Source organism: Nostoc sp. DedQUE04 (assembly GCF_034530995.1).
Classification (GTDB): Bacteria; Cyanobacteriota; Cyanobacteriia; order Cyanobacteriales; family Nostocaceae; genus Nostoc.
The window spans coordinates 103,660-120,027 of sequence record NZ_JAVRCA010000009.1 but is presented as its reverse complement, the minus strand read 5'-3'; the positions used below and the strand labels follow the sequence as shown (position 1 = coordinate 120,027).

The following is a 16,368-nucleotide window of genomic DNA, read 5'->3' as shown; positions in this document are numbered from 1 at the left end:
CGTTTTTAAATAAGTTGTTGTTTCTTTCGTAAGAGGCTTTGTTTTAATCTAGCTTTACCAGCTTCTAAATTTTCATTGATTTGATTACTTTCAGAAGCAAATACTTCATCACTATTATCTTTTTGAGTTAAATACTGTGATAAAGAATTTATAGTCGGATATTTAAAAAGGTCAGTTATGGTTAAATCCGCTTTCAAAAGTTCTCGCACTTTGCTATAAACCTGAAGTACATTTAGCGAATGACCACCAAGTTCAAAAAAGTTATCTTTAATGCCAACTTTCTCCACCTTCAGTACTTTTTGCCAAATATCAGCAACCGTCCGCTCGATCTCATTTCGCGGAGACACGTAAGCTGTTTCTAGTTCTGGACGAAGATTATCTGGTTTAGGCAGAGCTTTACGGTCTACTTTACCGCTTGGTGCTAGCGGTAGATTTTTCAGTACTACAAAGGCAGAAGGAATCATGTGGTCAGGTAATTTTTCCTTCAAGAAGCTCCGGAGTTCGCTAATACTAGGAACTACTTCGCTCTTCGCAACCACATAGGCAACTAATTGCACGTTATCTGCTTGTCCCTGTTGAACCACAACTACATTTTCACGTACATTCGGGTGCTGACATAAAAATGTCTCAATTTCTCCAAGTTCAACCCGGAAACCACGAATCTTCACTTGATGGTCAATACGTCCAAGGAATTCGATGTTACCATCAGTCAGCCACCTTCCTAAATCTCCAGTCTTATAAATTAAATCTCTGCGATTGCCAGGTAAGCTGTTTATGGTATCTGTAAACGGGTTAGGAACAAAGCTTAGATTGGTTTTTTCTTCGTTTTTCCAATACCCATCACCTACACAGATTCCTGATACACAGATTTCTCCAGGAGCACCAATGGGTAATAGCTGCATTTCTTCATCTAGAATGTAGAGATTTAAGTTTGCTAATGGTTTACCAATTGGCACTGTTCGCTGATTTTCTGGCAAAGGCTTGTTAACGATAAACTGAGTGATATCATCAGAAGCTTCGGTAGGGCCATAAGCATTAGCAATTCTGATATGGGGGTATATCTCAAGCCACTTATTTACCCATTTAACCGATACAGATTCACCCGATAATATCATCCATTTTAAATCTGGTAATACCCGTTCATGCTTTGGTAATTGGGAAGTATATTCAAGTAACCCTCCAAATAATGTTGGTACTAATTCAACAACAGTAATTTTTTCTGATTTAAGTACTGCAAATAATTTTTCGGGAATCGCAACAGTTTCGATATCTATAATTATAGTCTTTCCACCAATTAAAAGTGGTGCCAAAAATTGCCATACAGAAATATCTGTTGAAGAAGGAGCGCTTTGGAGAAAACAAAATTCCGACCTTAACTCCAACTCATCAAATTGAGCATAAATATGATTTATTGCACCATCATGTCTAACAATTGCTCCTTTAGATAATCCTGTAGAGCCTGAAGTATAAAGCATATAAGCTGGGGTGACAGCATCATTCAGATGTTCTATATTGTCATGAGGTAGCTGGTCAAAATCACACTTGCTATATATTTTAAGCTCTGTTTCATTAGTCCATAGTTTAGTTTTATTTAAGACATCGTCTAAACAAATAATAGATGATAATTGTGAATCATCTTCTACCAAGTCTGATAAGAAATTTAATAGCGAATAATCTGTTAGTATAAATTTAACTTGGCTATTACATAGCATATATTTAATTCGATTTGGTGGATAAGTACTGTCAATCGGTATATATGCCCCACCCGCCTTGTAGATAGCAAGGATAGCAACCAAGAAATTGATATCGCGAGCTTTAAAAATGCCTACAAAGTCTCCTTTAGAAACTCCTATTTTCCGCAGTAATCTAGCTATTTGATTAGCTTTTCTATTTATTTCTTGATAGGTTAATTTAGTAGATTCATGAACGACAGCTATCTTGTTTGGAGTTTGAGATACCTGATTTTCAAATAAGTTATTTATTGTCCGATCGACTGGATATTCTTTAGTCTTGTTGTTATATATTTTCAATAGCTGATGTTTATCAAATTCTTTCAATAATAGAATATCAGATATTCTATTATTCAAGTTATTGATAATATTCTCAAGACCATTATTATAATACCTAATCATCAATTTTATATTTTCATCTTTAAACAGATGTTCTTTATACTCAATATTGGCAACAATACCTTCACCATTAACTGAAAAAGAAATTGTTATGTCATTATTAAGTTGATTTAAATCTTTTTTACTATGAATATTTTCTAATAAAACTATTATGTCAAAAAATGGGCAACGATTAGGGTTTGTTGGTAGCTCTAACAACTTAATTAACTCATTAAAATTATAGTTCTGATTGTTGAAAGCACCGATAATTGCATCTTTGACTTCAAAAGTAAAATCTTTGAATGAAAGTTGACGTGTTACCTGAGTCCGCAAGGGAATGACTTTGCTATTTACGCAACCTGTACCACTTTCTTCATATGTAGGTATTCCAATAATAACATCATTATTTCGAGTATATTTTTGTAGCAATATATTCAATGCAGACACTAATATCAAGTAGATTGAAAAATAAGAACCTTTTGCTAGCTTAATGATTGCTTTAGATAAGTCATTTGATAAGTCAAAGCTAAGAGATTTGTTTTTATCACTAGGAAATAAAGGTCTTATATAGTCCAGCATTAAATTTGTTTCTGGTAGTTCTCCTGATAACTTATTTATCCAATAAATTTTTTGAGACAATAAGTCATTTGAGTGTAATTTTGTACTCATATTGTTTTCCTGATAACAAACTACTTTCTGAATTATGAATATTAGTATGCCAATTTAATTTGACATACAGTCATTAAAAGCTTCTTTGATAATTGAACAACCTTTTTCTAAGGTAGACATATCAATTACCAAAGGGGGCAAAATTTTAATTACAGTATCATTTCTACCTGCACATTCAACTATTAATCCTAGCTCAAAACAACGCAATGTTATACTTCTAGCAAAAATATTGCCGCCAAAATTTTTTAAATCAATACCCCAAATCATACCAATTCCACGTATCGCTATCTTTTCACTAATTGGTGCTATTTGTTGAGTAAGAAAATTTTTCAGAAAAAGTTCTTTGGCTTTGACATCCTGTTGGAGATTGCTACTTTCTCTATACTCTAAAGCTGCTGTTGCTCCTATAAATGCCAATTGATTACCCCGAAAAGTACCATTATGCTCACCCGGTTCCCATATATCCAATTCTGGTTTAATCAATAATAGTGACATTGGAAACCCGTACCCACTAATAGATTTAGAAAGTACTACCATATCAGGAACAATATCTGCTCTTTCAAAGGAAAAGAAAGAGCCTGTTCGACCACAGCCGACCTGAATATCATCGCAGATTAATAAAATATCATTCTCGTCACATAACCTTCTTAGTCTTTGCATCCACTCAATGGGAGCTACAACAACCCCACCTTCAGCTTGCACTGTTTCAAAGATTATTGCTGCTGGTTTTTCAATTCCGGAGTTGACATCATTTAAAACAGAATTTATATATTCTATTGTGTCAAAACTTTCCATGAATCCATAAGGGTAAGGCATAAAATTTACATTACTTGATGTACCAATTGCACCTGCTCTAATTCCGATGTTGCCAGTAATCGATAGGCTGCCTAAAGTCATTCCATGATATGCTCCCATGAAGGAGAATATGCCTGTTCTTCGTTTTAATTTTCTTGCTAATTTTAAAGCAGCTTCAACTGCATTTGTTCCTGTTGGCCCACAAAATTGAATGCGATAATTTAGTTGTGTTGAACTTAGTACCACCTCATCAAACTTGGCTAAAAATTTCTCCTTAGCCGAAGTATACATATCCAAACCATGTGTTATTCCATCGGCATCTAAATATGAGATCACCTTTTCTTTGATATAGTCGTGATTATGTCCATAATTTAAAGCACCTGCTCCTGCTAAAAAATCAATATATTCTTCACCTGATTCAGAATAAATTATAGAACCTTTAGCTCTATGAAAGATGGCGGTAAAATTGCGGCAATAGCTTCTGACGTTTGATTCACGCTTTTCAAATATATTCATGACTTTTCTATTTGAATTACAAAATACATTAATTAATCTGGTATTGCTGAATTTGGGGTTTTCCTTCAAAAGACTCGAAGAGTCTATAGGAGCGATCGCTAAAACCCAAAAACCCCTTCGTCTTCTCTAATTACAAATAAATCAATATCAAAATCCTGTAAATGAAATTTGGTGTTTTTTTGTTAACTTTGATTTGTTAAGCTTTATCTAGCCATTTAATTGGTGGAAACAAAATCAAAATCCAATGACATTTCTGTTTCTAACATTGATAATTTAATATGGGGCTTTTGCTCTGTAAGCAACAATAACTCCTGAAGACGTACTTGAGGATTCGTCACCACGCCTTCGAGCAATATTTTTAAATGCTCTAATATATTAATGATTGTTGCACCATCAAAGCGGCGAAAATCATAATTAATTCCAATCGTCAGTTCTGAACCAGGATACCCAACTATAGTTAGAGGATAATTAGTTTTGTAATATTCAGTTTTCTCAGAGATGTTTAGACTCCCCCATTCTTCCAGAAATTTACCTGTTTTTTGGTTCTCGAACACCACTATGCTCTCAAACAAGGTTACATTACCCCGAACTTCGCTGCACTTTTGAATATCTACCAATGGATAATATTCATATTCACGAATATCTATTAACTGATTTTGCAATTGCTGAAGCCAAGGTAATAAATACTCATGCATATTTACCTTGATGTTTACTGGTAAGGTATTAACCATTTCCCCTACCATTGACTCCGAACCCTCTAAATCTACTGGACGGCCAGAAGTAGTACAGCCATAGACTACATCATTTTTGCCACTGTAGTGATACAGAAGTATAGCCCAAGCTCCCTGAACGAGGGTACTCATAGTGAGGTGATGCTGTCTTGCTAATAAATATAGATTCTTCGTTGTTGCTTCCGATAGACTGATTTTTATATCCTCGTACCGTTGTTCCAAGTGAGACAAGTTGTTTGACTCTAAATTCCTTAAAGGAGTAGCCTCTTTGACTCCATGAAGATGCTGTCGCCAGAACTCCTCTGCTTTTGATGAATCCTGCTGTTTGAGCCATTTGATATAATCTTGAAAGCAACTACCATCTGCTAAGGATGCATCTTCACCCTGACAATAAGCTTCATAAATTTCAATCACATCATTTAATACCAATGGATATGACCAACCATCAAGAACGATCAGGCTGCTACTCCAAACAAGATAGTAAGCGTGTTCTTGAATCTGGATTATGGCCACACGCATTAGAGGTGCTTGGGAAAAATCAAAACGCCGCAGGCGATCGCTGTTGAGAAAAGACTGTAAACGCTCTTGCTGTTCTAATGGATTGATTTCCTGCCAGTCTTGATATTCTACAGGTACTTCTACTTGCCGATGCACAACTTGTAGTGGTTTATCCAATTCTTCCCAATAGAAGCTAGTACGCAACATTGTGTGTCGGGTTGCTACTTGCTGCCAAGCATATTCAAAAGCCGCAAGGTTCAAATTGCCACTAAAGGTGTAGACAGACTGTGCATGGTATAGCTCCATTTCCGGAGCGTGCAAACTGTGAAAAAGCATACCATGCTGTATCGGAGATAGTGGATATATATCTTGGATATCTTCTTTCATCTTGTTTTATTTTTACTCCCTCGGTTGATTTTCTCTAAAAACCGATCAAGGTCTTGTTGAATCAAGTCTGCTTCTGGAAAATCAGAAGGTGTATATCCTCTGTCTTCAGGGGATTGACAATGAGTCATGAGTACTTGCAATGCTTCTAAAAACTCTTGCGCTAATCGTTCGATAGTACTTTGTCGATGTATTTTTTCACTGTACGCCCAATTCACTCTCAACTGGTTATTAATTACCAAAGCATTGATATTTAGCGTATAGGTCTCCTGGTTCCTCGAACTGCGCGTTTGTCCTTGGGAGTTCTGAGAGATTCTAAATATTGATGAGTCCGAAAATGTTTGATCGAACTGACCTAAGTAATTGAAGACGACCTCAGCTTGGGGAAGCGATCGCAGTGCCTCTACTCTCGTAGTATCATGACTTAGGTAACGTAGTACACCATAGCCCATTCCCTTATTTGGAATGCCCCGCAGCTGCTCTTTTACCACTTTCAACGCCTCTACGGGATCAGAGGTTTTCCCTAAATCTAATAGTACAGGAAAAATAGAGGTTAACCAACCCAATGTGCGTGAAAAATCTACATCATCGAAAATTTCTTCCCGCCCATGACCTTCTAGAGCCAACAAAAGAGAACTATTGCCAGTCCATTGAGAAAAAGCCTGTACTAGTGCCGTGAGCAAAATATCGTTAATTTGCGTATTGTAAGCTTTTGGTACTTCTTTTAGCAAGGCTTGAGTCTGTTCCACAGTCAGAAAAATTGAGATGTTCCGAACTTGCTCCACAGTATTGTCGCCGTCAGAAAAATCGACTGGTAAAGGAGCAATCTCCTGCCAAGACGGACTCAGCCAATAGTCCCATTCTTGCTGGAGGGTAGCTGATTGTGCATATTCCTGTAAGCATTGTGACCAATATTTAAACGAAGTTGTCTTTGCTGGCAGTTGCGCTTTCTTCCCTTGACTTAACTGTTGGTATAGTGTTTCCAAATCCTCCAGTAAAATCCGCCAAGAAACGCCATCTACGGCTAAATGGTGAATGACTATCAGCAAATGGCTTGGTTGCTGCCCTAAGTCGAACAGAGCAACTCGGATCAATGGGCCTGTTGAGAGATTAAGACTGGCTTGGAATTTGGTAGCAGCTGTTTCGATGGCTAGTTCTTGTTCGCTTGCTGATAGAGCAGAGAAATCCAAGTGTATCCAGGGTACTTCTGCATCAGGGCTGGCTATAACCTGCTGCCAGCTAGACTCTGTTTGTTCAAAGCGTAAGCGGAGAGCATCATGGTGTAACAGCAGTTGCTGTACGGATTTTTCTAATACAGCTAGGTCAAGAACTTGTTTAACTTCTAGTAAGACTGCTTGGTTCCAGTGGTGGGGTTCGAGTAGATTCTGTTCAAAAAACCAGTATTGTATTGGTGTCAGAGAAGCTAAACCTGTAATCAGTCCTTGTTCAGCTTGTTTTACCTTTTTCGCAACTGCCACACTTGCCAAACCAGCAACTGTTTGATGTTGAAATAACTGTTTAACTGCCAGTTTTAGACCAGCCTGGTTGGCTCTGGTGATAACTACAATGGCAAGGATGGAATCACCACCTAACTCAAAAAAGTTATCGAAAATACCGACTTTATCCACACCAAGCACTTCTGTCCAAATTTCAGCCAGCTTGGCTTCTACGAAATTACGAGGTGCTACTAGCTCTTTGCCTAATTCAGGCCTTGCTGTATCAGGTACAGGTAGTGCCTTACGATCAACCTTACCATTAGGTGTTAATGGTAAGGCTTCTAAGCTGACAAAAGCAGATGGTACCATATAGGGTGGCAACTTTGACTCTAAGAAGCTACGTAGTTCAGGAATTGCCAGTGTTTGCTCTTTTTGAGGAACTACATAGGCGACTAAACGTTTAGAATTTACCGATTCTTCGCTAACTACAACTACAGTTTCTTTTACTGCTGGGTATTGGTTGATGGCTACTTCAATCTCGCCGAGTTCAATGCGAAAACCGCGTATTTTTACTTGGTGATCGATACGTCCAAGGTACTCGATATTACCATCTGCTAAATAACGAGCCAGATCCCCGCTCTTGTATAAGCGTGCGCCCGGCTTGTTGCTGAAAGGATCGGAAACAAACTTAGCTAAAGTCAGATCAATATTATTGATATAGCCTCGTCCGACTCCTTCACCACCAACATATAGTTCACCGACCATACCCATCGGCAAAGGCTTGAGCTTTTCATCTAATATGTATACTTTGGCATTATGGATTGGCTTCCCAATCGGTACTAATTTTTCTAGCCATTGTTCTGGTTGAGCAACCCGATAAGCAGCACAGATGTCTGTACACTCGGTGGGGCCGTAAGTGTTGACAATTTGTGTTTTGCAGGGAATATCGAGCCATACCTTGAGCCTAGAGATTGAAATCGGTTCACCACCCAAAAATACATACTTCAACGTCTTCTTCATAGACAAGCTTTTATCACCTTGATCTATCAATGGATAAAAGGCGCTCGGAGTGCAGTTGAGCCACGTCACTTGTTTGTTACAAACGGACTCAGCGATTTGTGCAGCGTCATAGCATCCAGATGATAAAAGGTGCAACTCACCTCCCACGAGTAAAGGAGCATAAATATTCTTCTGCGTCAAATCAAAACTCAAAGAAGATATGAGTAAAACACGGTCATTGCAGGTAAAATCGAATTCTGTCACAAACCAATTCATCAGGTTTATAAAGCTTCGCTGATAGACTCCTGCACCCTTGGGTTTACCTGTTGACCCAGAGGTGTAGATCGCATACATTAAATTGTCTGGTGTGACACCACTGACTTGATTTTCTGGGCAATGTTTGGCAATGGCTTCGCAATCAGCGTCGAAACAAATCACATCCCCTTTGTACTCCGATAACCGCTCTCCTAGCCGTTTATGAGTCAACAAAACGAATATGTCAGCATTCTCTAGCATGAAGGCCAAACGTTCCGGTGGGTACATCGGATCTAGCGGTACATACGCACCACCCGCTTTGAGGATTGCTAATAGTCCGATGACCATATCGAGCGATCGCTCTACGCAAATCCCGACTAATACTTCTGGTTTTACTCCTAAAGTTTGTAAATAGTGCGCTAGTTGATTTGCTCTGGTGTTTAATTCCCGATAGGTCAACTGTTGGTCTTCAAACACCACTGCTATAGAATCAGGTGTGCGTTCTACTTGAGCCTCGAATAACTGATGGATGCATTGATCTTGAGGATAATTAACCTGAGTGTCATTCCACTCCACTAGTAATTGATGCCGTTCAGATTCACTCAACAGTGGTAATTCCGACAAACGCTGCTGCGGATTAGCAACAATTCCTTCAAGCAACGTTTGCAAATGACCCGCCATTCGATGTATCGTACTTTCTTGAAATAAATCAGTATTGTATTCTAAACTTCCAACTAGCCCCTCCTCCGTTTCTATCATTTGTAGGGTTAAATCAAACTTGGCACTATCACTATTGCTTTCTAAAAGAGTTAAAGTTAAACCAGGCAACTCTAACGCAGACATCGGTGCATTCTGAAGCACAAACATCACTTGAAATAATGGTGTATAGCTTAAATCTCGTTGTGGTTGCAGTTGCTCAACTAACAATTCAAAAGGCAAATCCTGATGTGCATAAGCTCCTAACGCTACTTCTCGCACCCTTTTTAGTAGTTCTTCAAAGCTGGGATTTCCTGCCAGGTTAGTTCTCAATACCAAGGTATTGACAAAAAATCCAATTAACCTTTCTATCTCTGTTCGGTTGCGGTTAGCGATCGGTGAACCGATCGCAATATCTTCTTGATCCGTATAACGCCATAGCAGTGTTTGGAAACCTGCTAACAGGATCATAAATAAAGTACTTCCCTGCTGCTGACTTAATTTATTTAGGGATGCAGATAATTCTTTTGATAACTTAAATGAGTAGGTTGCACCCCGGAAAGTCTGAATTGCTGGTCTTGGGTGGTCTGTAGGTAACTCTAATACTTTTGGTGCGTTCTCTAAGTGCTTAAGCCAATAAGATATCTGAGTTTCGAGTACTTCTCCTTGCAGCCATTGTCTTTGCCAAACCGCGAAGTCTACATACTGTATTGGTAGTGCAGGTAACGGCGAGGGTTGTCCATTACAGAAGGCTTGATAAAGCGTTGCTAATTCGCGCACCATAACACCTATCGACCAACCGTCAGAGACAATGTGGTGCATTGTCAGTAATAATATATGTTCTTGTTTACTAAGTCTCAACAGCTTTGCTCTCAGTAACAAGTCGCTGTTGAGATCAAAAGGTTTTTGTGCTTCTTGAGAAGCCTGTTGTCTGACTTCAGCTTCTTGTTGATTTAAAGGTAGCTCACTAATATCAAATATTGGTAATATTAAGGGCACTGTTTCAGAAATGACAGATATTGCTTGCCCTTCTCTTGTTTGGAAATTGCTTCGCAACGCTTCATGGCGACTGATAATTTCGTTGAAACTTTGTTGCAATGCTCCTAGATCCAATTGTCCCTGTAAACGAACAGCAGCAGGGATGTTGTAGAAAGGACTGTTTGGCTCTAACTGGGCCAAAAACCATAGGCGTTGTTGAGCAAAGGATAAGGGAGCAGGACTTATTTGGGAACGTCTTGGAATAACTTCTAATTGAAAGTCAGAGTGAATTTCACCTTGTAACCGCTTTTTGAGAAACTCTTGCTGCACGAGTGAAAGCTTTGACCGTCGTTTTGAAATTTCATCTTTTTTTTTGTCCATAATCTCCCCCTGTCAAACTACGAGAAATAGCAATATTTTTTAATTTATAACTTTCACATTCACATATTCAGGGATAGCCTGTATTCGCTTTAAATCATTTTCTAAAATCAGCAAATCTCCATTTTTATCAACTTCCTGAAAGCCTGAAAACTTATAAGATATGTACATCATACGATTCCGATTATTTGAAATAAACTCAGCCCGCAAACGGACATTATTGCTTTTAGCCAATTTCATAATATGATTTAGCATAATTGTGCCGACACCTCTAGACATGACCCGACAAGACATCAGCAAAAGTTTTAGAGTCCACACAAATTCTTCACATTCCACAAGAGCTAACCCAATTTTTCCATAATTACCATATTTATCTTCTAAACTACTAATCAATATTTTATGCTTATCAGATTGCCGAAACTGATTTAGATCGTCATAGGAGTATGTATAACCAGTTGTATTTAATTGATTTGTTCTTATTGTTAATTCTTCGGCTCTTTGTAAATCATCTTCTTGAGCAGAAGAGATAACGAAAGTCATATTGAGTGTAGCTAAAAACTCTTCTTGAGTTCCAATAAATTCTTTCTCGAAACTATTTCGTTCTATATCATTAAGATACGTTAGTCTTCTTAATTTTGAATCTTCTGTAATAAAACGAGGATTCATGACTGGCATATCTACAATGTACCCTATTTTATCGGCATTAATACAGAGGATTTCTGGACAGGAAAATTTTACTTCTTCTAGTTCAAATAATTGATCGTCAATAAAAGCGATCGCATCTATGCCAATATTAAGTAAGCTAGCAATTTCTTTGAGAGAAGATGCTTTAGAGTTCCAGTTTATTTGTGGATATAAAAAATACTCTTTTAAACCAAATTCTTCTAGTTTAGCTATTGCTGTAGCAGATTCGTTCTTACTAGCTATAGATTGTAGTATACCACGACCATCTAAAGTCTGAATAATATTTACTATATTTTCTCGCAGAGCAACTTTCTCATCTTCCAGCAAAACTCCGTGCCATAAAGTATTATCTAAATCCCAAACGACACATTTAATAACTTTTTTATCTTTTTCTTTACTATTTACATCTTGTTCTTCAGTGCTAATCATAATATTGAACTTATTTGTATACTTGATATGGCTTATTTCAAACTATTTGTGATTACCAAATAGATTGAATGATGGATTTAAGTACGGATAGGGAAGAGTTTGAATTACGTATTGAATGACGTATCAAATGAGGCAATATATTCAAAGTAGTAGATAAAAATCTCTTTTGTTGAAAAAAGTCTTTTATTTTAACATCATACCAAAATGACAATGATATGTTTTCATCTACTCCTGTAACATGATGCCACCAAAGAGGTGGGATATAGAGCATTTCTCCAGCGTTAAGTATCACTTCTATTTTGTCTTGCCAAGGAAATTTCGGAAATAATTCCAAATTGGGGATGAGAGGATTTATCTTACTAAAATGTGGATAAGAACCACTTTCTCCAAGGGGTGGATAAAATGATAAATAATTTGAAGGAGGAAACAGAATTACTCTTTTTCTGCCTCGAATTTGAGCAAAAATATTATGTATTTCATCAAAGTGAAGAGTGGTAGTTTTACCAAAAGAACCAAACCATAATACAATAGATGGTTTTATACTAAAGTACTCTGGATAATTTATATCACCAGTTAATTCAGGAAAATACTTTTCCAAGTATACCTCATTCATATAATATTGTAAGTCATTTTCTTCACTAAGAATATCTATATATTCCTTTAATTTCATCTTTTTATTATTGTTATAAGTTTCATGTAAGACATAGTTATAATTATCCAAATATGTTTTAGTAAAAAATTCTACAGGAATAATATTATTTCCAGATTGTTTTAATAGATAATCATTAGACCACTTTTTAGAAGCATCCCAATATTCAGCAACACCTTCAATTAAAAAAGGCTGATATTGCTTCCAAAGTTCTACAAACTCTTTTTTACTAGGATTTTTAATCCTTAAAATTGAGTTACTATTTATAACTGCCATAAAAAATCTCCAAGAATCTACTTGTTTTATTTCGTGAAGTATAATTACTTTTCTTTGCTGATAAAAAATATTATTTTAAAATAATATTTTTTTCTAAGCCAGTAGGAACAGTTAAAAAAAGATAATCCTGATAACCTGATTCGGCGATAGTAATTTCTTGAATTTGAGTACTACCTTCAATAATTTCCATAATTTTAGAGTCCCGTAAATACCTTTCAACTGGGTACTCATTACTACAACCATTGCCACCATGAATTTGCACGGCATCATTTGCTATTTTGGTAGCCACTGTCGATGCAAAGTACTTTGCAATAGAAGTCTCCATAATCGAGTTGGGGTCGTTAATGTCTTTGAGATAACCAGCTTGATAACATAACAGTCTTGCTGCTTTCACTTTAGTTATCATCTGAGTAATCATTTGGCGGATTAATTGATGTTCTTTCAGATAAACACCAAACTGTTTTCGTTCATTTGTATACTTGATACAAGCTTCTAAACAAGCTTGAGCAATACCTACACAACCCGATGCTACGCTATATCTACCATAATCAAGTGCAGAAGATGCGATGTAGGAAAATCCAAATCCTAATTTACCTACTAAATTTTCTAAAGGAACTTGACAGTTATTAAACAGCAATTCTGCTGACATTGAAGCCCTAACACCGAGAATACCAGACATTGCTTTGACTGAAAGTCCTGGACTATTTTTTTCAACTAAAAAAGCAGTGGGTTTACCCTCACATTTACCAAAGACTAAAAATACATCTGCTATTTGTCCATAGGTAATCCATTTCTTTTGCCCATTTAATATATAAGCATCACCTGCGATTGTTGCTGTTGTTTCTACACTTTTGGCATCGCTACCTACATTAGGTTCGCTGAGTGCAAAAGCAGCTATGATTTCTCCAGATGCAAATTTGGGCAGCCAATACTCTTTTTGAGACTTATTACCCCATTTACACAAAGCATAAGCAACCATGTTGTGAACTGTGAGTAAACTCCGCACAGAAGAACATCCCCGTCCAAGTTCCTCGTTGAGAATACCATAAGTAATCATGTCCATTCCTTTACCACCATATTCCTGGGGTAATATGGCACCGAGAAAACCATTTTCGGCGATTTTCTTAATTAGTTCTGGTGGAGTAAATTCTTTTCTATCCCATTCCCCAGCACTAGGACATATTTCCTCATTAACAAAAGCTCTAAATTTAGCTTGAGCATTTTTCTGTTGGGTAGATAGTTCTAGTTTCATAATATCATTTATGCCATATAAAATGGCAACGTATATTTGATTAATGTACGAAAATAGTAGTTTTACGTTCAATTAAATTGACAATAGAGTTGATTGTGCGAAAATTTTCAAACTCTAAATCATCGTTTTCAATGGTAATCTGAAACTCCTGTTCTACAAACAAAACAAGTTGCATGGCAAACATAGAATTGACAAAACCGAGCGCAAAAATATCTTCATCTGGTTGCAAATCATGATTACCGAAAAATTTTGTCAGAAAGCTTTTGATTTTAGCTTGAATTTCGTTCATTTGTCTTGATTATTCCTATTTACTGATATGCGTAAAATCCTTTACCACTTTTTCTACCATGTAACCCAGCATTTACCATTTTTTTGAGTAAGGGGCATGGTCTATATTTGCTATCGTTAAAGCTTTCATATAAGACTTCGATAGAAAATAAAATGGTGTCTAGACCAATCAAATCTGCTGTTTCTAAAGGCCCCATTTTGTGACCGAAACAGCTTTTAAAGATTTTGTCTATATCTTCTGCTGTAGAAACTTGGTCTTGCAACAGAAAAATAGCCTCGTTTATAGTTAACATCAACACTCGGTTAGAAACAAAACCCGGTGAATCATTAACAATGATACATTCTTTACCCATCTGAGCTAGCATTTTTTTTGCTATCTCAATTGTTATATCAGAGGTATGATATCCACGAATCATCTCTACCATCGGCTTCATTGGTACAGGATTCATAAAGTGGATACCAACAACTTTCTCAGCACGCTTAGTAGCTGAAGCAATCTGGGTAATGGGAATTGCTGATGTGTTAGCAGCGAATACGCAATTCACTGGACAGATAGAATCTAGTAAAGGATATACCTCTTTTTTAATATCCCACTTTTCTGTGACATTTTCGACTAAAAAATCTGAATTATCTAACATTTTATAGTTTGTAGAAAACTCTATTTTGTCGAGGATACTATCTGGAGTCTCTGTTTTGTTATTTTTTTTGAAAAAACCCTGAAAGCGGATATTATTCTTGATTTCGTGTTTAGCTTTATCCAGGGTATTTTCCGAAATATCTACGAGTATTACTTGATGACCTGTTTGAGCAAGGTTTTGTGCGACCCCTATCCCCATTACTCCTGCACCAACAACACCTACTGTTTGAATATTCATAACTTCGACTCATCTCCCCTTGGATATTATTGTATTTAAGGTAGTTTTTGCATTAAAAAATAGAGGCGGGTAAAGGAATGGAATGACGATGCTCATGAACATAAAATTTCGCCCAATCTATTTGCACTCCTGTTAACCAAAGCCTACCTAATGTTTTAAGTAAGAATGCTAAGTCTGGTTTATTATCGTAAGAATATCTAAGAGAGGGTAAGATAATTTGACTAACTGCTGAATTATTTTCTATACATTGCAGAGCAAAGCTACCTAGAGTCTGTCCAGGACCTACTTCCAACAAAATAGGATATTGTTGTTTCCACAACTCCTGTATACCCTGAGCAAACAACACAGGTTGACAAAGATGCTTGACCCAATAATCGGGACTTGTAGCTTCTGCTGCTGTTATCCAATTTCCTGTAACGTTAGATATATAGGGAATTTTTGCTGCTTGCAGGTTAAATGTTTTTACCAACTCACGTAAGTCAGAGGTAGCACCCTCCATCATCTGAGAGTGAAAAGCATGTGATGTATCCAGACGACGACAAGCTAAACCTTTTTGTGTTAACTGTTGTTCTAAAACTTCTATAGCATTGGTTTCACCTGCAATTACACCCATAGATGGGCTATTGACCGCAGAGAGTGAGAGTTTGTAATTGAGTAAGGGAGATATCTCTGTTTGCGAAAGTGGAACTGCAAGCATTGCTCCACCTGGCAACTTTTGAATTATCTGCGCTCTTGCAGCAATTAGTGTTAAACCCTCTTCTAAAGATAAAACCCCTGCCAAAGTCGCTGCTACATATTCACCAATGCTATAGCCAATCATTGCCGCCGGACGAATTCCCCAGGATATCAATAGCTGTGCTAAGGCATATTCAATTACAAAAATCGCTGGTTGAGCGAGGTGAGTTTGATTGAGTAAAGATTTAGCAGCTACTATCTTTGCATCCGCTTGTGTCTGGCTACGACCTAACATTTTTCGCAAGTCCAGACCTGGAGAATTTTCTCTCAAAGACTGCTGGTCTTGTTGAGAAGCTCTGTGTGGATAGATTACATCTTCTAAATCTTGACCAAGAAGGGGTTTGAGAAATTCACAACAGTAGTCAACTGATGCGCGAAATATGGGTTCGACTTGGTAAAGTTCCCAAGCCATGTTGACGTAATGAGTACCAAGTCCAGGAAACATAAAGGCTACAGGACGTTCTTCTGTTTCTTGGATGTTGGTAAGCACTCGCCTTGAATCTTGAAGTGCAACTAGAGCATCTTCAATATCCCGACAAACAACCGTCCGCCGATGCTTAAAAACCTCTTGTTCGCGTTGCAATGTATGAGCAATATCCGCAAGGTTAAAGTCACGATGCTGTCTCAAATAATCTGCAAGGTTTACAGTAGCAGTTTTTAGTTCTGAGTCGGTCTTTGCAGAAATTACTAATAACTGCCAAGGACGAGAAGGGCTAGTAAGCATTGTTTACAAACTC

At 37.2% G+C, this 16,368-nt stretch carries 11 protein-coding genes; 1 reads left to right on the top strand and 10 read right to left on the bottom strand.

From position 1 onward, the window contains the following. Positions 1–5: 5 nt before the first annotated feature. Together RM049_RS08755 and ectB are read right to left on the bottom strand one after the other, a co-directional pair. Positions 6–2,777: an amino acid adenylation domain-containing protein gene (locus RM049_RS08755; RefSeq protein WP_322703910.1), complete on the bottom strand. Its 2,772-nt coding sequence runs from the start codon at positions 2,775–2,777 to the stop codon at positions 6–8. A gap of 54 nt (positions 2,778–2,831) precedes the next feature. Next, positions 2,832–4,088 (bottom strand): diaminobutyrate--2-oxoglutarate transaminase, encoded by a 1,257-nt coding sequence (gene ectB / locus RM049_RS08750; RefSeq protein ID WP_322703909.1) that lies wholly within the window; start codon positions 4,086–4,088, stop codon positions 2,832–2,834. Here ectB and RM049_RS08745 point away from each other — a divergent pair. Further along, positions 4,087–4,218 (top strand): hypothetical protein, encoded by a 132-nt coding sequence (locus RM049_RS08745; RefSeq protein WP_322703908.1) that lies wholly within the window; start codon positions 4,087–4,089, stop codon positions 4,216–4,218. The two genes, ectB and RM049_RS08745, sit on opposite strands and share 2 nt — an antisense overlap. An 85-nt stretch (positions 4,219–4,303) precedes the next feature. On the opposite strand, the gene RM049_RS08740 is transcribed toward RM049_RS08745, so the two are convergent. The 8 genes from RM049_RS08740 to RM049_RS08705 form a co-directional block, all read right to left on the bottom strand. After that, positions 4,304–5,704: a condensation domain-containing protein gene (locus RM049_RS08740; protein WP_322703907.1), complete on the bottom strand. Its 1,401-nt coding sequence runs from the start codon at positions 5,702–5,704 to the stop codon at positions 4,304–4,306. Then, positions 5,701–10,446, bottom strand: coding sequence for a non-ribosomal peptide synthetase (locus RM049_RS08735; RefSeq protein WP_322703906.1), 4,746 nt, complete (start codon positions 10,444–10,446; stop codon positions 5,701–5,703). Before RM049_RS08735 ends, RM049_RS08740 begins: the two co-directional genes overlap by 4 nt. Before the next feature lie 39 nt (positions 10,447–10,485). Continuing rightward, complete coding sequence (locus RM049_RS08730; RefSeq protein ID WP_322703905.1) at positions 10,486–11,556, bottom strand: HAD-IIIC family phosphatase; 1,071 nt, start codon at positions 11,554–11,556, stop codon at positions 10,486–10,488. A 52-nt stretch (positions 11,557–11,608) separates the two neighbouring features. Beyond that, the gene (locus RM049_RS08725) at positions 11,609–12,481 is read right to left on the bottom strand and encodes a cupin-like domain-containing protein (protein ID WP_322703904.1); all 873 of its coding nucleotides are present in this window, start codon (positions 12,479–12,481) and stop codon (positions 11,609–11,611) included. A gap of 70 nt (positions 12,482–12,551) precedes the next feature. Beyond that, positions 12,552–13,733: an acyl-CoA dehydrogenase family protein gene (locus RM049_RS08720; RefSeq protein ID WP_322703903.1), complete on the bottom strand. Its 1,182-nt coding sequence runs from the start codon at positions 13,731–13,733 to the stop codon at positions 12,552–12,554. Positions 13,734–13,773: 40 nt separating this feature from the next. Further along, on the bottom strand, positions 13,774–14,022 hold the full coding sequence (locus RM049_RS08715; RefSeq protein WP_322703902.1) for an acyl carrier protein: 249 nt from the start codon (positions 14,020–14,022) through the stop codon (positions 13,774–13,776). A gap of 19 nt (positions 14,023–14,041) precedes the next feature. After that, positions 14,042–14,896 (bottom strand): 3-hydroxyacyl-CoA dehydrogenase family protein, encoded by an 855-nt coding sequence (locus tag RM049_RS08710; RefSeq protein ID WP_322703901.1) that lies wholly within the window; start codon positions 14,894–14,896, stop codon positions 14,042–14,044. 52 nt (positions 14,897–14,948) lie between these two features. Continuing rightward, on the bottom strand, positions 14,949–16,355 hold the full coding sequence (locus RM049_RS08705) for an acyltransferase domain-containing protein (RefSeq protein ID WP_322703900.1): 1,407 nt from the start codon (positions 16,353–16,355) through the stop codon (positions 14,949–14,951). Positions 16,356–16,368 lie beyond the last annotated feature (13 nt).

Bases quoted from the DNA above. Each gene is read 5' to 3' on its own strand.
- RM049_RS08755 (WP_322703910.1), bottom strand. From the start codon at position 2,777: ATGAGTACAAAATTACACTCAAATGACTTATTGTCTCAAAAAATTTAT.
- RM049_RS08745 (WP_322703908.1), top strand. From the start codon at position 4,087: ATGACTTTTCTATTTGAATTACAAAATACATTAATTAATCTGGTATTG.
- ectB (WP_322703909.1), bottom strand. From the start codon at position 4,088: ATGAATATATTTGAAAAGCGTGAATCAAACGTCAGAAGCTATTGCCGC.
- RM049_RS08740 (WP_322703907.1), bottom strand. From the start codon at position 5,704: ATGAAAGAAGATATCCAAGATATATATCCACTATCTCCGATACAGCAT.
- RM049_RS08735 (WP_322703906.1), bottom strand. From the start codon at position 10,446: ATGGACAAAAAAAAAGATGAAATTTCAAAACGACGGTCAAAGCTTTCA.
- RM049_RS08730 (WP_322703905.1), bottom strand. From the start codon at position 11,556: ATGATTAGCACTGAAGAACAAGATGTAAATAGTAAAGAAAAAGATAAA.
- RM049_RS08725 (WP_322703904.1), bottom strand. From the start codon at position 12,481: ATGGCAGTTATAAATAGTAACTCAATTTTAAGGATTAAAAATCCTAGT.
- RM049_RS08720 (WP_322703903.1), bottom strand. From the start codon at position 13,733: ATGAAACTAGAACTATCTACCCAACAGAAAAATGCTCAAGCTAAATTT.
- RM049_RS08715 (WP_322703902.1), bottom strand. From the start codon at position 14,022: ATGAACGAAATTCAAGCTAAAATCAAAAGCTTTCTGACAAAATTTTTC.
- RM049_RS08710 (WP_322703901.1), bottom strand. From the start codon at position 14,896: ATGAATATTCAAACAGTAGGTGTTGTTGGTGCAGGAGTAATGGGGATA.
- RM049_RS08705 (WP_322703900.1), bottom strand. From the start codon at position 16,355: ATGCTTACTAGCCCTTCTCGTCCTTGGCAGTTATTAGTAATTTCTGCA.